14 protein-coding genes are annotated in these 15,964 nt (G+C 62.6%); 6 read left to right on the forward strand and 8 right to left on the reverse strand.

The genetic code is table 11. The features are described 5' to 3' along the window. Positions 1 to 2: 2 nt before the first annotated feature. From M511_RS01280 to M511_RS01295, 4 genes are read right to left on the reverse strand one after another with little or no spacing between them, the layout of a single operon-like run. On the reverse strand, positions 3 to 2,321 hold the full coding sequence (locus tag M511_RS01280; RefSeq protein ID WP_085501148.1) for an aldehyde dehydrogenase family protein: 2,319 nt from the start codon (positions 2,319 to 2,321) through the stop codon (positions 3 to 5). A gap of 2 nt (positions 2,322 to 2,323) precedes the next feature. Then, positions 2,324 to 3,268: a deoxyribose-phosphate aldolase gene (gene deoC / locus M511_RS01285; RefSeq protein WP_085501149.1), complete on the reverse strand. Its 945-nt coding sequence runs from the start codon at positions 3,266 to 3,268 to the stop codon at positions 2,324 to 2,326. A gap of 3 nt (positions 3,269 to 3,271) precedes the next feature. After that, positions 3,272 to 3,931 carry a DUF1523 family protein gene (locus M511_RS01290; RefSeq protein WP_010395822.1) on the reverse strand — a complete coding sequence of 220 codons (660 nt, stop codon included), beginning with the start codon at positions 3,929 to 3,931 and terminating at the stop codon, positions 3,272 to 3,274. Between the two features lie 11 nt (positions 3,932 to 3,942). Then, the gene (locus tag M511_RS01295; RefSeq protein WP_085501173.1) at positions 3,943 to 4,224 is read right to left on the reverse strand and encodes a hypothetical protein; all 282 of its coding nucleotides are present in this window, start codon (positions 4,222 to 4,224) and stop codon (positions 3,943 to 3,945) included. 104 nt (positions 4,225 to 4,328) lie between these two features. Here M511_RS01295 and M511_RS01300 point away from each other — a divergent pair, with 104 nt between their 5' ends. The 5 genes from M511_RS01300 (at position 4,329) to M511_RS01320 (ending at position 9,881) form a co-directional block, all read left to right on the forward strand. Beyond that, positions 4,329 to 5,630, forward strand: coding sequence for an acetylornithine deacetylase/succinyl-diaminopimelate desuccinylase family protein (locus M511_RS01300; protein ID WP_085501150.1), 1,302 nt, complete (start codon positions 4,329 to 4,331; stop codon positions 5,628 to 5,630). Positions 5,631 to 5,665: 35 nt separating this feature from the next. Then, on the forward strand, positions 5,666 to 5,959 hold the full coding sequence (locus tag M511_RS01305) for an FtsB family cell division protein (protein ID WP_029371956.1): 294 nt from the start codon (positions 5,666 to 5,668) through the stop codon (positions 5,957 to 5,959). A gap of 211 nt (positions 5,960 to 6,170) precedes the next feature. After that, positions 6,171 to 7,181 carry a pyruvate dehydrogenase (acetyl-transferring) E1 component subunit alpha gene (pdhA, locus tag M511_RS01310; RefSeq protein ID WP_010395829.1) on the forward strand — a complete coding sequence of 337 codons (1,011 nt, stop codon included), beginning with the start codon at positions 6,171 to 6,173 and terminating at the stop codon, positions 7,179 to 7,181. A 13-nt stretch (positions 7,182 to 7,194) separates the two neighbouring features. Beyond that, the gene (locus tag M511_RS01315) at positions 7,195 to 8,562 is read left to right on the forward strand and encodes a pyruvate dehydrogenase complex E1 component subunit beta (protein ID WP_085501151.1); all 1,368 of its coding nucleotides are present in this window, start codon (positions 7,195 to 7,197) and stop codon (positions 8,560 to 8,562) included. A 14-nt stretch (positions 8,563 to 8,576) separates the two neighbouring features. Further along, positions 8,577 to 9,881 (forward strand): pyruvate dehydrogenase complex dihydrolipoamide acetyltransferase, encoded by a 1,305-nt coding sequence (locus M511_RS01320; protein WP_085501152.1) that lies wholly within the window; start codon positions 8,577 to 8,579, stop codon positions 9,879 to 9,881. A gap of 70 nt (positions 9,882 to 9,951) precedes the next feature. Here the strand turns inward: M511_RS01320 and M511_RS01325 are convergent, their stop codons facing one another. The 3 genes from M511_RS01325 to M511_RS01335 form a co-directional block, all read right to left on the reverse strand. Continuing rightward, on the reverse strand, positions 9,952 to 13,008 hold the full coding sequence (locus tag M511_RS01325; RefSeq protein WP_085501153.1) for an efflux RND transporter permease subunit: 3,057 nt from the start codon (positions 13,006 to 13,008) through the stop codon (positions 9,952 to 9,954). Next, positions 13,005 to 14,171 carry an efflux RND transporter periplasmic adaptor subunit gene (locus tag M511_RS01330; protein ID WP_010395839.1) on the reverse strand — a complete coding sequence of 389 codons (1,167 nt, stop codon included), beginning with the start codon at positions 14,169 to 14,171 and terminating at the stop codon, positions 13,005 to 13,007. Before M511_RS01330 ends, M511_RS01325 begins: the two co-directional genes overlap by 4 nt. A gap of 67 nt (positions 14,172 to 14,238) precedes the next feature. Next, positions 14,239 to 15,021: a division plane positioning ATPase MipZ gene (locus tag M511_RS01335; protein WP_010395842.1), complete on the reverse strand. Its 783-nt coding sequence runs from the start codon at positions 15,019 to 15,021 to the stop codon at positions 14,239 to 14,241. Between the two features lie 419 nt (positions 15,022 to 15,440). On the opposite strand from M511_RS01335, the gene M511_RS01340 reads away from it, so the two are divergent. After that, complete coding sequence (locus M511_RS01340) at positions 15,441 to 15,647, forward strand: hypothetical protein (protein ID WP_010395844.1); 207 nt, start codon at positions 15,441 to 15,443, stop codon at positions 15,645 to 15,647. 92 nt (positions 15,648 to 15,739) lie between these two features. Here M511_RS01340 and rpmE read toward each other — a convergent pair whose 3' ends face one another. Beyond that, a complete protein-coding gene (gene rpmE, locus M511_RS01345; protein ID WP_010395846.1) occupies positions 15,740 to 15,961 on the reverse strand; it encodes a 50S ribosomal protein L31 in 222 nt (73 codons plus the stop codon). Positions 15,962 to 15,964 lie beyond the last annotated feature (3 nt).

Below are 15,964 nucleotides of genomic sequence, written 5' to 3' on the forward strand. Positions count from 1 at the left end.
CCTTAATAGGCCGCACTGCCGGTGCCCGCTGGCAACGCGCCATAGGGCAGCCAGATCGTCTTGGTGCGGCTGGCTGCGCGCAGAAACTCCCGGCCCTGCGCGTGCAGATCGCCCCAGTCGCGGGGACCGGGGGTCCAGACCGGAATCAGGGTGTCGGCTGCGGTGCGCTGCACCTCGGCAACCCCCTCGCCCTGCCCCGCGTGCCAGATCGCCGAAACGCCGTCATGCGCGGCAAGCGCCGTCGCCAGCGCATCACGCGGACCGGTAACGATGTTGACCACCCCGCCCGGTACATCCGAACAGGCCAGAACCTTGGCCAGCGTCAGTGCCGCCATCGGCCTGTCCTGCGCTGGGATGGCAACCACCGCATTGCCCATGGCGATGGCCGGCAGCACCAGTGACATGAACCCGGCCAAAGGCGCGGCATTTGGCGCAATCAGACCCATGACCCCATGCGGTTCTGGCTGGACATGGCACAGATGCCCGGGTCGTGCCGAGACCGTAGCGCCGTCATATTTGTCGGCAAAGCCCGCATAGAAGAAACAGCGGCGGATGACGGCATCAACCTCATCCACACTGGCGTAGCCCGCGAACTCGGCTCGCGCCTGAGCAAGATTCTCGGCCAGGAAATACAGCACCTGCGCCCGGCCATGACCTCCAAGGCCCTGCCATTTCGCCAGCGCCGATTGCGCCGCCTCGACCGCGTTGCGGATGTCCTTGCGGTTACCAAGCGGGATCAGCTCGTCCTGTGCGGCATAGCTCGTACCGCCGTCGGGGCGTTTTTGCGCGCCGCCGATGTAAAGCTTGACTGTACGGTCGATGGCTTGCCCCTCGGCCGGGATGATTCCGGCCGGTGCCGTCTCGCGCGGCGCAGAGACCGGGACAGAAAGATAATCGAGCATCCCTTCGCGCCCGCCCTCACGGCCATAGCCTGAATCGCGCACCCCGCCAAAAGGCGCGGCAGCGTCAAAGGTGTTGGCGCAATTAACCCAGACCACACCTGCCTTGATCCGCGCCGCCAGATCGGTGGCCACTGTCGCGCTTTCCGACCAGACCGATGCGGCAAGCCCATAGCGGGTGTTATTCGCCAGCTCTACCGCCTCATCGGGGGTACGAAATGTCGAAAGCGTCGCGATAGGCCCGAATATCTCTTCGATCATGCCGGGGTTGGCGGGGGCAATGTTGCGCAGATAGCCTGGCGCGATAAAGCAGCCGGGCGCAGCATCCCCCCCGACAAGCTCAGCCCCGGCAGCAGTCGCACGATCAAGGATGCTCAGGATGCGGGCCTTTTGCACCGGATCGACGATCGCGCCGACATCCGTAGACTTATCAAGCGGGGCACCAAGTCGCAGCTTTTCCATCCGCGCCCTGAGCAGCGTTTCGAACCGGCTGGCAACGGATTCGGCGACCAGAATGCGCGAACCTGCACAGCAGACCTGCCCCTGATTGAACCAGATGGAATCAACGACGCCCTCGACAGCGGCATCAAGATCGGCGTCCTCCATCACGACAAAGGGCGATTTGCCGCCCAGTTCCAGCGTCAGCCGTTTGCCCGATCCGGCAAGGGCGCGGGCGATCCCCCGCCCCACTTCGGTCGAGCCGGTAAAGGCAATCTTGTCGACCGGGGCCTGAACCAGCGCGGCGCCGGTCTCTCCATCACCAGTCACGATATTCACGACCCCTGCGGGCAGGCCGACATGGGCGCAGATTTCAGCAAAGGCCAGCGCAGTCAGCGGTGTATATTCAGCAGGTTTCAGCACCACAGTGTTGCCAGCAGCAAGCGCGGGCGCGACTTTCCAGGCCAGCATCAGCAGTGGAAAGTTCCACGGGATGATCTGGCCGCAGACACCAAGGGCAAGATGGCCGGGAAACTCACTTTCAAGAAGTTCGGCCCACCCTGCGTGATGATAGAAATGCCGCACGACCAGCGGCACGTCGATATCGCGGCTTTCGCAGATCGGCTTGCCGTTATCCAGCGTCTCCAGCACCGACAGGAAACGCTCACGCTTTTGGATGGTGCGGGCGATGGCATAAAGAAAACGCGCCCTGTCATGCCCCGGCATCGCCGCCCAGCCCCGCTGTGCCCGGCGTGCGGCGCGAACCGCCTTGGCGATATCGCGGGCAGTGCCCTGCGTGACCTGCGCCAGTTCCTCTCCGGTCGAGGGGTCGCGGGTTGCAAAGGTCTCACCCGGGCGGGTGAAGCGTCCGGCGATGAAATGACCAAAACTTACACGCTCGCGCAGCCAGTCGCGGACGGCGGATGCATCCTCGGGCGCGGGGCCGTATTCCATGCTTTCCATGATCTCGCTTACCTTCGGCATCTTTACCCCGCCGCCAGTCGATGGACCGCCGCATAACGGCCAGTCACGTGATGGGAAAGCTGCCGCTCGATATCAGCCAGCAGCGAGCTTGCGCCGATGCGGAACAGATCGGGCCGCAGCCAGTCACGGCCAAGCTCTTCGGCCATCAGCACCTGCCAGTTCAGCGCGTCCTTGGCGGTACGCAGCCCTCCGGCCGGTTTAAATCCGACGGCAAAACCGGTGCGGTCCCGATAATCACGGATCGCCCGCAACATGACGAGCGAGACGGGCAACGTCGCGTTCACCGGCTCTTTCCCGGTCGAGGTCTTGATGAAATCAGCCCCGGCCTGCATGGCGACATGGCTGGCCTTGGCGACATTCGTCAGGGTCTTAAGCTCACCCGTCGCCAGGATGGCCTTCATCCGGGCCGCGCCACAGGCTTCGCGCATCTCGCATATCTCATCGTAAAGCGCCGCCCATTCGGCGCGCAGAACCAGCGCGCGAGAAATGACGATGTCGATTTCATCCGCGCCCTGATCCAGCGCATAGCGGATCTCGGCCAGCCGCAGGTCAAGCGGCATCAGCCCGGCCGGAAAGCCCGTCGCCACCGAGGCAACGGGAATCGCAGTGCCCTGCAGCGCCCGTTTTGCCGCCGCCACCATGGTCGGATAGACGCAGACCGCCCCGGTGGTCAGACCCTCACCCCCCAGCGCAGCAAGCTGGCCTGCGTCCACCGGCTGGCGCGCCTTGGCGCATAGCCGGGCAACGCGATCCGCTGTGTCATCCCCCGAAAGCGTAGTCAGGTCGATGCAGCGCACCGCGTTCAAAAGCCACGCCGCCTGCCATTCCTTTTTCAGGCTGCGGCGGGCGCTCAGGCTTGCCGCGCGGCGCTCAGCCGCAGGGGTGTTGATGGCGATATTCTCAAACCAGTCGAGGCGGAAATCCGTGCCAGGGTTCTTACGCTCCATCACTCAGCGCCCCCGCAGCCAATCCCAGCCGCGCCGCAGACGCCCACGGGCGCTGGCACGTGCCGCATCAGCACGAGCGTCAATACGGTCCCATGCCTCGTCAGCCGAGCGGACGGCCGGGTCAATCGTACGCTCGCGAAACTGGTTCCACATGCGCCAGATCAGAAACAGCAGCGCGCCAAGGATCAGCAGGATGATCTGCGCCGCCCAGTTAAAGGGTTTGACCTCGGGTCCCGCCACCGGCTTGATCGCAATGGCGTTGGGATAGATCGACAGCCACGCAATCCGCCAACCATAAGAGGTCACGCTGACCCATTCCGGATTGGCCGAGGTCGAGCGCAGGTCGGTCGCCTGCGCATGCAGGTTCGAACTGTCGTATTTGAAATAGGGCGGCCAGATCCAGCCGGTGTCTTCATTGCGATAGACATAGGGTTTGCCGTTGGGACGCACCGTGTCGATGAACCGCACGTCGCGCTGGCCTTGGGCGTTTTGCACCGTCCCGGTATCGGGAGAGGCATAAAAGATCGCATTCGCACCTATATCGGTCAGCCGGTTATAGGTGTTGGTGATGCGAACCGTCTGCTTTGCGGGCAGCGTGTAGTCCAGAAACAAAAAGACCACGATCCCGAAGATCACCCCAAGGACGGTCAGGAACCAGCGCATCGGCGCCCCCCTTAATTGTAATTCACGATCACGATGATCACGATGATCGCGACCACCGGCAGAACCAGCACCAACCCGACAAGCCGCGCTTGCAGGGTCTTGCTGAAACCCACCATCGAACGCCGCACGAACTCGGCTCGTTCCGGTGAAGGTCCCGCACGTTCGGGATGGCGGCGATCCCATTCTTCTTCAAGCTCTTCCCGGCGCAGGCTGCGGACATAGATGCCGATCAGCAGGTAAAAGATCAGCTCAACGATCAGGACCATGCCGATCAGGCGCAGAAAGGCAATCATCGGGCCGACCCAGTTTGCAAGAAGCCTGCCCCATGGAAGGCCCGCGCGCGGCAACTGTCAATGACCCCATTGCCGTACCGCCGAACCCGGCCTAGCCTTGGGTCATGGACGCGCTTGCCCAAGAGATCAAGAACCGCCGCGAAGACCTGGTCCGCCTGACACAGGACCTGATCCGCATTCCGACCCTGAACCCGCCGGGACGACATTACCGCGAGATCTGCGAATATCTGCAGGCGCGGCTGGCCCCGCAGGGGTGGGAGTGCGAACTGATCCGCGCCCATGGTGCCCCCGGCGACAGCAAAGAGTTTCCGCGCTGGAACCTTGTCGCCCGCCATCGCGGTGGCCCGCCCGGGGAATGCGTGCATTTCAACAGCCATCATGACGTGGTCGAGGTCGGCCATGGCTGGAGCCGCGACCCCTTTGGCGCAGAGCTGGATGAGGGGCGCATCTATGGCCGCGGCGCTTGCGACATGAAAGGCGGGCTGGCCGCCAGCATCATCGCGGCCGAGGCATTTGTTGCCCTGTATCCCGACCATCCCGGCCAGATCGAGATCAGCGCCACGGCTGACGAGGAATCGGGCGGCTTTGGCGGCGTGGCTTATCTGGCCCAGCAAGGCGCCTTTGCCCATGTCGATCACGTCATCATCCCTGAGCCTCTGCACAAGGACCGCATCTGCCTTGGCCATCGTGGCGTCTGGTGGGCCGAGATCGAAACCCACGGCCGCATCGCCCACGGCTCGATGCCCTTCCTTGGCGACAGCGCCATCCGCCACATGGGCGCAGTGCTTGAGGAAATGGAACGCACCCTGTTCCCGTTGCTGCTGAGCAAGCACACCGAGATGCCTGTGATCCCCGAGGGCGCGCGGAACTCGACCCTGAACATCAATTCGATCCATGGCGGAGAGCCGGATCTGGGTCCCGATTTTACCGGCCTGCCTGCGCCCTGCGTCGCCGACCGCTGCCGCATCGTCATCGACCGCCGCTTTCTGATCGAAGAGGATCTCGCCGAGGTCAAGCGTGAGGTCACGGCGCTCCTTGAAAAAATCAAGGTGCAACGTCCTGGATTTGTTTACGAAATCCGGGATTTGTTCGAGGTCATCCCCAGCATGACCGACCGCGAAGCACCGGTCGTGCGTTCGACCGCCGCCGCAATTGAGAGGGTACTGGGCCGGACTGCCGGATATGTCGTCAGCCCCGGCACCTATGATCAAAAACACATCGACCGCATCGGCAAGCTCAAGAACTGCATCGCCTATGGGCCGGGTGTTCTGGATCTGGCCCATCAGCCCGATGAATGGGTAGGCGTGCAGGATATGCAGGATTCCGCCTGTGTTATGGCGCTGGTGCTTGATGACATCCTGCATGGCCCCGCGGGGGATTCCCCACAAGGCCCGCCTGTGGCATGATCGCGCAAAACAGCCGAGCAGCCGCCGAGCCCCATATGAACCAACGCCTATCGATCAGCGCCCTGATCTTTTTCGTCGTGATGATCCTTTTGGGCGTCTATTTTGCCTATGCGGCGGTTCAGGGTCCCTCTGGCATCCTGCGGCGCGTGCAGTTGCAAGCCGAAACGCAAGAGCTGGTCCAGCAGCGCAACAAGCTGCAGGCCGAGGTGGACCGGATGCGCAATCTGACCCGCCGGCTGTCGGATGAATTTCTGGACGTGGACCTGCTGGACGAACGTGCCCGCGACGTTCTGGGCCTGGTGCGCGCTGACGAAATCATCATCCGCTAGGCTCTCAGGCAAAGCGCACGATCCCGGCCTGCCCGGATATCCGGTCTGCGAACTGCCTTTTCCTGCATCGCCACACTTGCTCAAGCCGCCTTTCGGGCGGCTTTCTGCATCTGGTGTCTGGACCTATGCACGAGTCCGGTTTACTTCCCCCGACAGCTTCGCCTAGAATTAGTTTAACGCTGAACTATTCCCCGCCCCGAGGAGGAGGCCCATGGTCAGAAAGCCCGCAGCCAGGCAGAGCACGCCGAACGTGTCCAAAGATGAGCTGCTTCAATACTATCGCGACATGCTGTTGATCCGCCGATTCGAAGAAAAGGCCGGTCAGCTTTACGGCATGGGCCTGATCGGTGGTTTCTGCCACCTCTACATCGGGCAAGAGGCCGTCGTCGTCGGTCTGGAATCCGTCGCCAAGGAAGGCGACAAGCGCATCACCAGCTACCGTGACCACGGCCATATGCTGGCCTGCGGCATGGACGCACGCGGGGTGATGGCCGAGCTGACCGGCCGCATCGGCGGCTACTCCAAAGGCAAGGGCGGCTCGATGCACATGTTCAGCCGCGAAAAACACTTCTACGGCGGCCATGGCATCGTCGCCGCGCAGGTGCCCCTGGGGGCCGGTCTTGCCTTTTCCGACAAATACCGGGGCAATGACAACGTCACCTTCGTCTATTTCGGTGATGGTGCCGCCAACCAGGGTCAGGTCTATGAGACCTATAACATGGCCACGATCTGGGAACTGCCGGTGGTTTTCGTGATCGAGAACAACCAGTATGCGATGGGCACCTCGCTCAAACGCTCGACCCGTTCGACCACGCTTTACGGCCGTGGCGAGGCTTTCGGCATCCCCGGCGAACAGGTGGACGGCATGGATGTGCTGGCCGTCAAGGCAGCGGGCGAAAAAGCGGTGGCGCATTGCCGCGCCGGCAAGGGTCCCTACATCCTTGAAGTCATGACCTACCGCTATCGCGGCCACTCGATGTCCGACCCGGCGAAATACCGCACCCGCGAAGAAGTGCAGAAGATGCGCGACGAACGCGACGCCATCGAACACGTACGCGAGCTGCTGCTGCAGGGCAAACATGCCTCCGAAGACGACCTCAAGGCCATCGACAAGGAGATTAAGGAAATCGTGAACGACTCTGCCGAGTTCGCCAAGGAAAGCCCGGAGCCGCCGCTCGAAGAGCTGTGGACCGATATCTACGCCGAAGAAAAGAGCGCCTGAGGGAGAGGGAACCATGGCAACCGAAATCCTGATGCCCGCCCTGTCGCCGACCATGGAGGAAGGCACGCTGGCCAAATGGCTGGTCAGGGAAGGCGATAGCGTGAAATCCGGCGACATCATCGCCGAGATCGAAACCGACAAGGCCACGATGGAATTCGAGGCCGTTGATGAAGGCATCCTTGGCAAGATCCTGATCCCCGAGGGTACGCAAGCGGTCAAGGTGAACACCCCGATCGCCATTCTGGTCGAGGAAGGCGAATCCGTCGATTCCGCCCCGGCACCGAAAGCCGAAGCACCTGCCGAGACAAAGGCTGAGGCTCCGGCAGCTCCGGCCCAGGCCGCCGCACCTGCCCCCGCACCGGTAGCGGACCTGTCGCCCGACTGGCCGGAAGGCACGCCGATGAAGACCATGACCGTGCGCGAAGCGCTGCGCGAAGCCATGGCCGAAGAGATGGAGCGTGACGAGACCGTCTTCCTGATGGGCGAAGAGGTCGGCGAATATCAGGGCGCCTACAAGATCAGTCAGGGGCTGCTGGACAAGTTCGGCGCGCGCCGCGTGGTCGATACGCCGATCTCGGAAATCGGCTTTGCCGGTATCGGCACCGGGGCCGCTATGGCAGGTCTGCGTCCGATCGTCGAGTTCATGACCTTCAACTTCGCCATGCAGGCGATTGACCATATCATCAACTCGGCCGCCAAGACGCTTTACATGTCGGGCGGGCAGATGGGTTGCCCCATCGTCTTTCGCGGACCGAACGGCGCCGCCGCCCGCGTGGCCGCCCAGCACAGCCAGGATTACGCAGCCTGGTATGCGCAGATCCCCGGTCTGAAGGTGGTGATGCCCTATACCGCAGCTGACGCAAAAGGCCTGCTCAAGACCGCGATCCGCGATGGTAACCCCGTCGTGTTCCTTGAGAACGAGATCCTTTACGGCCGCAGCTTCGAAGTACCGGATCTGCCGGACTTTACCATCCCGTTTGGCAAGGCGCGCATCGCACGCCCCGGCCGCGACGTGACCATCGTCAGCTTTGGCATCGGCATGACCCACGCGCTGGAAGCAGCCGAGACGCTGGCTGGCGAAGGGATCGAAGCCGAGGTCATCGATCTGCGCACCCTGCGCCCGATCGACTATGCGACCGTCATCGAATCGGTGAAACGCACAAACCGCTGCGTGACGGTGGAAGAAGGTTTCCCGGTCTGCTCGATCGGCAACCACATCTCGGCCCATCTGATGGAGAACGCCTTCGACTGGCTCGACGCTCCGGTCATCAACTGCACCGGTAAGGACGTGCCCATGCCTTATGCGGCCAACCTTGAAAAGCACGCGCTGATCACTGCCGCCGAAGTCGTCGAAGCCGTGAAGAAAGTCACCTACCGTTAAGGGGAGGGCAGAAGATGCCGACTGAAATCCTGATGCCCGCCCTGTCTCCGACCATGGAGGAAGGCACGCTGGCCAAATGGCTGGTGAAAGAGGGCGACGAGGTCAAATCCGGCGACATCATCGCCGAGATCGAGACTGACAAGGCCACGATGGAATTCGAGGCCGTTGATGAGGGCGTCCTGGGCAAGATCCTGATTGCCGAGGGCACCCAAGGGGTAAAGGTCAATACCCCCATCGCTGTCCTGCTTGAGGATGGCGAAAGCGCCGATGACATCGGTTCGGCCCCCGCACCCAAGGCAGAGGCCAAACCCGAGGCCGCGAAAGCAGAGGCCGCTCCGGCGGCGGCAGCCCCGGCTGCGCCTGCCCCGGCTGCGCCAAAATCGGCTGAGGGCGGGCGTATCTTTGCCTCGCCTCTGGCCCGGCGCATCGCGGCGGAAAAGGGCATCGACCTTGCCACGGTTCAGGGCTCTGGTCCGCGTGGTCGTATCGTCAAGGCGGATGTCGAGGGTGCAAAGCCCGGCGCGGCCAAGCCTGCCACCGCCGAAGCCCCGAAAGCGGCGACCCCCGCCCCGGCTGCTGCCGCACCGGCAGGTCCTTCGGCAGAGACCATCCTCAAGATGTATGCCGACCGCGAAACCGAAGAGGTGGCGCTGGACGGCATGCGCCGCACCATCGCCGCGCGGCTGTCCGAGGCCAAACAGACCATCCCGCATTTCTATCTGCGCCGCTCGGCCAAGCTGGACGAGCTGATGAAGTTCCGCGCCATGCTGAACAAGCAGCTTGAATCGCGGGGCGTGAAACTGTCGGTCAACGACTTCATCATCAAGGCCTGCGCGTTGGCGCTGCAAGAGGTGCCGGATGCCAATGCCGTCTGGGCAGGCGACCGTATCCTTAAGCTGAAACCGTCGGATGTCGCGGTCGCCGTCGCAGTCGAGGGCGGGCTCTTTACCCCCGTTCTTAAGGACGCGCAGCAAAAGACGCTGTCCGCCCTTTCGGCCGAGATGAAGGATCTGGCCAACCGCGCCAAGACCAGAAAGCTTGCACCCCACGAATATCAGGGCGGCAGCTTTGCGATCTCGAACCTCGGCATGTTCGGGATCGAGAACTTTGATGCAGTGATCAACCCGCCGCACGGCGCAATCCTGGCGGTCGGTGCCGGCATTCAAACCCCTGTGGTCGAGAATGGCGAAGTGGTGATCCGCAATGTCATGTCGATGACGCTGTCGGTCGATCACCGGGTGATCGACGGTGCGCTTGGCGCCCAGCTGCTGGAAGCCATCGTCAAACATCTGGAAAACCCGATGGGTATGCTGGCCTGATCCGATCAGCCACAGCAATAAAAAGGGGGGGGCTCTCGGGCCCCCTTTTTCATATTCAGATGCAGCTCTCTTATTCGCCCGCGGGTTTCGAAGCGACGTTCAGCCCGATCCAGCGCCGCAACAAACGCGCGATCCTGACCTGTCCGCCATGAACGACCGAGAACAGCGACGGTACGAACAACAGCGACAGCAACGTCGAAAGCAGCAGCCCCCCGATCACCGCAATCGCCATCGGAGAGCTGAACTCGGCCCCCTCTCCCGTGCCGATGGCCGAAGGTACCATGCCCGCAGTCATGGCAATGGTGGTCATCACGATAGGGCGCGCGCGCTTATGAACCGCGTCCAGAATGGCGGTACGCTTATCAATGCCCTGGTCCATTGAGCTGACCGCGAATTCCACCAGCATGATCGCGTTTTTGGTCACGATCCCCATCAGCATCAGAAAGCCGATGACCACCGCCATGCTGATCGAGTTCCCGGTCAGGAACAGCGCAAGGATCGCCCCACCGATCGCCAGCGGCAGCGACATCAGGATGGAAATCGGGGTAACGAAATTGTGGAACAGCAGCACCAGCACGACATAGGTCAGCATCACGCCCGAGATCATCGCGACCGAGAAGGCCTGGAACACCTCACCCATAATCTCGGCATCGCCCGAGGGCTGGATCTCGGTTCCCGGCGGCAGCTCGACCTCGCCTTGCAGGGCGGCAACCTCTGCACTGACCGGACCAAGCAGTGCGCCACGGGCAAGGTTTGCCGAAACCGTGGTCCGATAACGCCGGTCATAGCGCCCGATTTCAGTCGCCCCGGCAGAGAAGGTGACATCCGCCACGGCCTCAAGCGGCACCTGCCCGGCTGAACTTGGCACCCTCAGGTTGCGCACTGTCATCAGATCGCGCCGCGCGGATTCGTTCAGCCGCACCATGATCGGGATCTGCTTGTCGCCCGTATTGAACTTGGCAAGGTTCGATTCGGTATCGCCCAGCGTCGCAACGCGAAGGGTGGTGGCCAATGCGCTGGCGGTCACACCCAGTTGCGCGGCAACTTCGGGGCGCGGATGGACCTGAATCTCTGGCCGCTGAAGACTGGCCGAAGAGGTGATCCCTTCAAGCGTGGGCAGGGTCTTCATCGCCGCGACCAGCCGCTCGGCCGCCTCGGCCGCGCCCTCTTCGCTATCGCCAAGGACCGAGACGGAAAGATCGGCGTTCCCCTCTTCGTTCTGGAAGTTGATGCGCACATCGGGGATCGTCGACAGCTCGCGCTTAAGCTCATCCTCGATCTGAAAGCTTGAACGCCCACGCTCTTCCTTGGGGCCGTAATTGACCATCAGCGTGGCTTTGGTCACGTCCTCATCACCGCCATTGACAAAGACCGAGCGCACCTCGGGCGCGGTCTTGATACGGTGCGAAATCTCGCGCGCCATCGCCTCGGTCTCGGCCACGGTCGAGCCGGGGGGCAGTTCGACGGTGACCTGGCTACGCCCGACATCCGAGGCGGGGATGAATTCTGTCGGCAAAAGCGTTGCCGAAAAGATCGAGATCGCAAAAACACCAAGCCCCATCAGCAGCGACAGCCCGCGATGGCGCAGAGTCCAGCCCAGCACGCCCATCAGACCGCGCAACAGCGGGCCATCGCGTTCCTCGGCCAGACGGGTGTTGTCGCGCAGGAAATATGCGGCGAGCATCGGCGTGATCAGTCGCGCAACCAGCAGCGAAAACAGCACCGAGACCGCGACGGTCAGGCCGAATTGCTTGAAGTACTGCCCGGGAATCCCCCCCATGAAACTGACCGGAGCAAAGACCGCGACGATTGAAAAGCTGATCGCGATGACGGTCAGGCCGATCTCATTCGCGGCCTCCATACTCGCGTCATAGGCGGGCACGCCCATGTTGATATGGCGGACGATGTTTTCGATCTCGACGATGGCGTCATCGACAAGGATGCCGGTGACCAGCGTGATCGCAAGCAGGCTGATGCCGTTCAGCGTAAAGCCCAGCCAGTGCATGACAAAGAAGGTCGGGATGATCGACAGGGGCAGCGCAGTCGCCGCGATCAGCATCGCGCGCCAGTTGCGCAGGAACAAAAACACCACCACCACCGCCAGGAACGCGCCCTCGTAAAGCGTGTCCATGGTCGAATGATAGCTGCCCGAGGTATAGGTCGTCGCATCGTCGATCAGCGTGATCCTGGTGCCCGGATGTCGCTTTTCGATCTCGGCGATACGGGCCTTAGTCCCGTCACCTGCGACCAGATCGGACTGGCCGCTGGCGCGAAAGACGCCAAAGGCGACGACCGGCTGACCGTCAAGCAACGCAAACTTGCGCTCTTCGCTGGCCCCGTCCGTGACAGTGCCAAGCTGGTCCAGCCGCACTGTCCGGCCACCGCCGACCAGAATGGGCGTCGCGGCCAGAAGTGAGACATCATCGGCCGATCCCAGCGCGCGGATGGTGTATTCGGTCCCGGCCAGATCGCCACGTCCACCGCCCATGTCGATATTCTTGGCCCGCAGCTGTTCCGATATCTCGGCCGCGGTTAGCCCAAAGGCCATGATCCGGGCGGGGTCCAGCTCGACATTGATCTGGCGATCCGCGCCGCCGATCCGGGTAATGCTGGCCACGCCGGGCACGGTCGAAAGATCGCGCGACACCACATCATCAACGAAATCCGACAGCTCTTCGATATTCATGCCGGGGTTGCTGATGGCATAGGTCAGGATCGCCATGCCGCTGACGTCGATGCGATGAATCAGCGGTTCGACAATCGACTCGGGCAAGTCTGCCCGGACTTTGGCGACGGCATCCTTGACGTCGTTGACTGCGCGGTCGGTGTCGGTCTCAAGCTCGAATTCGACATAGATCCGTGCCGAACTGTCGGTCGCAGATGAGGTGATGTGCCGCACGCCGGTGATCGAGGCAATCGAGTCCTCGATCGGTTGAACCACCTGCCGCGTCAGCTCTGACGGTGCGGCGCCGGGCTGGCTGACCACAACGCTGACCAAGGGCAGGTCGATGTTCGGCATAGCCGTGACCGCCAGCCGGCTGAAGCTGTAAAGCCCCACCAGCACCAGCACGAGAAAGATCGCAATTGGCGGCACAGGGTGGCGGATAGACCATGCCGAAAAGTTCATTGGGCCGCCCGCACCTGATCACCACTGCGGAAAAAGGCCGCAGCCCTGGCCACCACCTGTTCACCCGGCGCGACCCCTTCAAGGATTTCTCGCCGGCCCTGCGACAATAGTCCGGCGCGAACCGGGCGGGACTCGATCCGCCCGTCCTTGACCACCTGGACCCGCTCACCCGAGGCATCGGCAAGAATGGCAGAGCTGGGCAAAGTCAGGGCCTGACGGCGCTCGGTGATGATCCAGCCGCTGGCAAAAAGCCCCGGCCGCAGCCGTGGGTCGGGGTCAAGCGCGATCCGCGCCTGACCAAGCCGCGTCACCGGATCGACAGCAGCCGGAACCAGCCGCATCTTGCCCGCGACCTTGCCAAGGCCAGCAACCTCAATCTCGGCCGGATCACCGGGTTTAAGCTGGGTCAGCGCGGTCTCGATCACATCGGCCTCCAGCTCAACCTCGCCACCGGCTATCAGGGTAAACAGGGGATCACCACCACCGCCCGGTATCGCGCCAAGGCGTGCTGTCCGCGCCACCACCACGCCGTCGACCGGCGCAGTGATGCGCGCATGATCAAGATTCAGCTGCGCGATGCTACGCGCCGCCTCAGCAAGCGCCAGCGCCGCGCGCGCAACCCCCAGCCCGTCCGAGGCCGAAGCCGAGGCCGCCCGGGCCGAGGCCTCGGTCGCTATGGCCTGATCCAGGACCGCCTGACTGGCATTGCCGCTTTTACGCAGGCTGCGTGTCCGCTCCAGCGCCGCGACGGCTTGCGTCAGGGTCGCCTCGGCGCTGGCGATCTGGCTTTCGGCCTGGCTGACGCCGGCCAGCGCGCGCTGATATTCGGCCTCGGCCTGCGCCAGTTGTGCGGCCAGCACATCCTCGGACAAACGGGCCAGAACCTGCCCCTCTTCGACCCGGTCGCCGACCTCGGCATCAATACTGGTGATTTCATGCCCCGAGACGAGGGCGTGGATCTGCACCTCTTGCCGCGCCACCAAAGAACCCGAGACCGGCACGCGGGCCTCGATCCAGTCCTGCCTGGCGGTCGCCAGCGTGACTACAGGTAATTCAGATTGTTCTGCGGCATCCGCCGCCTGAGCTGTGGCCGTGCCAGCAGGCCCCATCGGCAAAGCAAGGGCGAGCACCACAATACGGATGAATCGGCTGGCTGCCGTCATCGTCCTCTCCTAACCAATCTGCGGCGCAACATAGTGGCGCGCAGGCCCGGCAACAATGGCGGGCGGTTCAAAAGGAAACGCTGACGCCAGGCAAGTTTAACGCAGTCATCAGGTCCCTGAGTTCCTGACGCGCTGCAATATTTGACATGCTGAGCTGTTCTGTGCCGATGTCCCTGAGATCAAGCAGCGTCAGACCGCGCGGAAAAAGTTCACGAAAGATCACCCGTTCAGAAAAACCGGGGGCGACACGGAAACCGATGCGGCGCGACAGGTTGGTCAGGGCGCTGCCGACCTTGCGCTTGTTGTGCATGGCCTGCGTTCCCAGCCGGTTGCGCAGCACCAGCCAGTCGATCGGCCCCGCACCCGCCTGACCACGCAGCTGGCGGGCAGACCAGACCATCTCGGCATAGATCGAGGGACCAAGAATCTTGCCTTCGGGGGACAGCCGCGCCAAAAGGTCGAAATCGACAAAACTGTCGTTCATCGGGGTGATCAGCGTATCGGCCAGCGTATGCGCCATCTGACTAAGCCGGGTATGCGAGCCGGGACAGTCGATCAGGATAAAATCGCATTCTGCCTCCAGCGCGGAAACGGCCTGAGACAGCGGATCCGAACCCTCAGGCGCATCAGCCTCAAGATGGGCCAATAGCGGCATGGGCAGGTCCAGCCCCTCGCGCTGTGAAAAGGCAGCACGATTTTCCAGATAACGGCCAAAACTGCGCTGACGCACGTCCAGATCCAGCGCGCCGACACGATGGCCCATGCGCGCCAGCGCTGTCGCCACATGCATTGAGGTCGTGGACTTACCCGAACCGCCCTTCTCATTGCCGACAACGATGATATGCGCCACGAATCCCCCTGCCATGCCCGGCCGCGTCGCGCCGAAACATAGGCCGCAGCCGCAGCGATGAAAAGCGCCGACACCGCGCGAATCGCTGTAAAACAAGCCTTTTCCGGGCGTGAAATGTCACGTCAGTTCCAGCCGTGGCCGCACTGCAACCTTTTGTTCCAGCTTCATTCTTTCATCACGACCAGGTGAGTCGCTTTTTATTCTTGAAAAAGACGATCCGCTATGTCGTTATATATTCATGCCGAGACCGCAAGGATCGGTGAGGAGGAGGAGGAACCAGAGATGATCACAACGAGTCATCCCCCGGTCTTTGGCGGCACAGCGATGCCGCGGCCAAGCACCCCTGCCCTATTAGCGCCAGCCCGGGCCGCGATGCGCCGGGTCACCACCCACAGCCTTGCCAGGAAAGGAGCGATCCAATGATACACGCCGTATTTTCCAAGCCAGACCAAGGCTATGCGACCATCGCCCTTTCGGACCATCAAAGCGTGCAGGGACCGGTCCTGCGGGAATATCATGACGGGCGCGTGGTCATCGACACCGGCAATGGCCATATGACCGGCCTGCCGCTGAACCGTCCGCCGCGTTCGCCGGTCTGGATGCCGATCCTGGGCCTTGCCTTCTGATCAACCGACCGGAGGGTCACCAACGCGGATCGTGCAAAAGTAAAACGCCGCCCTTTTTGGGGCGGCGTTCGTGTATCTGGCTGGCTCTGGGATCAGAAGCCGAGACCGGCGTATTTGTTCTTGAACTTCGACACGCGGCCCCCGGTGTCCATCAGCTTGGCCGAGCCACCGGTCCAGGCGGGGTGCGAGGTCGGATCGATGTCGAGCGACATGGTGTCGCCTTCTTTGCCCCAGGTCGAACGCACCTGATAGGTGGTGCCGTCGGTCATTTTGACTTCGATCAGGTGATAATCGGGATGGATGTCTGCTTTCATGTC

Origin of the sequence: Paracoccus sp. J56, from assembly GCF_019633685.1 — a bacterium.
Classification (GTDB): Bacteria; Pseudomonadota; Alphaproteobacteria; order Rhodobacterales; family Rhodobacteraceae; genus Paracoccus; species Paracoccus kondratievae.

Coding starts and splice junctions, on each gene's coding strand:
- M511_RS01280 (WP_085501148.1), bottom strand. CDS start 2,321: ATGCCGAAGGTAAGCGAGATCATGGAAAGCATGGAATACGGCCCCGCG.
- deoC (WP_085501149.1), bottom strand. CDS start 3,268: ATGGAGCGTAAGAACCCTGGCACGGATTTCCGCCTCGACTGGTTTGAG.
- M511_RS01290 (WP_010395822.1), bottom strand. CDS start 3,931: ATGCGCTGGTTCCTGACCGTCCTTGGGGTGATCTTCGGGATCGTGGTC.
- M511_RS01295 (WP_085501173.1), bottom strand. CDS start 4,224: ATGATTGCCTTTCTGCGCCTGATCGGCATGGTCCTGATCGTTGAGCTG.
- M511_RS01300 (WP_085501150.1), top strand. CDS start 4,329: ATGGACGCGCTTGCCCAAGAGATCAAGAACCGCCGCGAAGACCTGGTC.
- M511_RS01305 (WP_029371956.1), top strand. CDS start 5,666: ATGAACCAACGCCTATCGATCAGCGCCCTGATCTTTTTCGTCGTGATG.
- pdhA (WP_010395829.1), top strand. CDS start 6,171: ATGGTCAGAAAGCCCGCAGCCAGGCAGAGCACGCCGAACGTGTCCAAA.
- M511_RS01315 (WP_085501151.1), top strand. CDS start 7,195: ATGGCAACCGAAATCCTGATGCCCGCCCTGTCGCCGACCATGGAGGAA.
- M511_RS01320 (WP_085501152.1), top strand. CDS start 8,577: ATGCCGACTGAAATCCTGATGCCCGCCCTGTCTCCGACCATGGAGGAA.
- M511_RS01325 (WP_085501153.1), bottom strand. CDS start 13,008: ATGAACTTTTCGGCATGGTCTATCCGCCACCCTGTGCCGCCAATTGCG.
- M511_RS01330 (WP_010395839.1), bottom strand. CDS start 14,171: ATGACGGCAGCCAGCCGATTCATCCGTATTGTGGTGCTCGCCCTTGCT.
- M511_RS01340 (WP_010395844.1), top strand. CDS start 15,441: ATGATACACGCCGTATTTTCCAAGCCAGACCAAGGCTATGCGACCATC.
- rpmE (WP_010395846.1), bottom strand. CDS start 15,961: ATGAAAGCAGACATCCATCCCGATTATCACCTGATCGAAGTCAAAATG.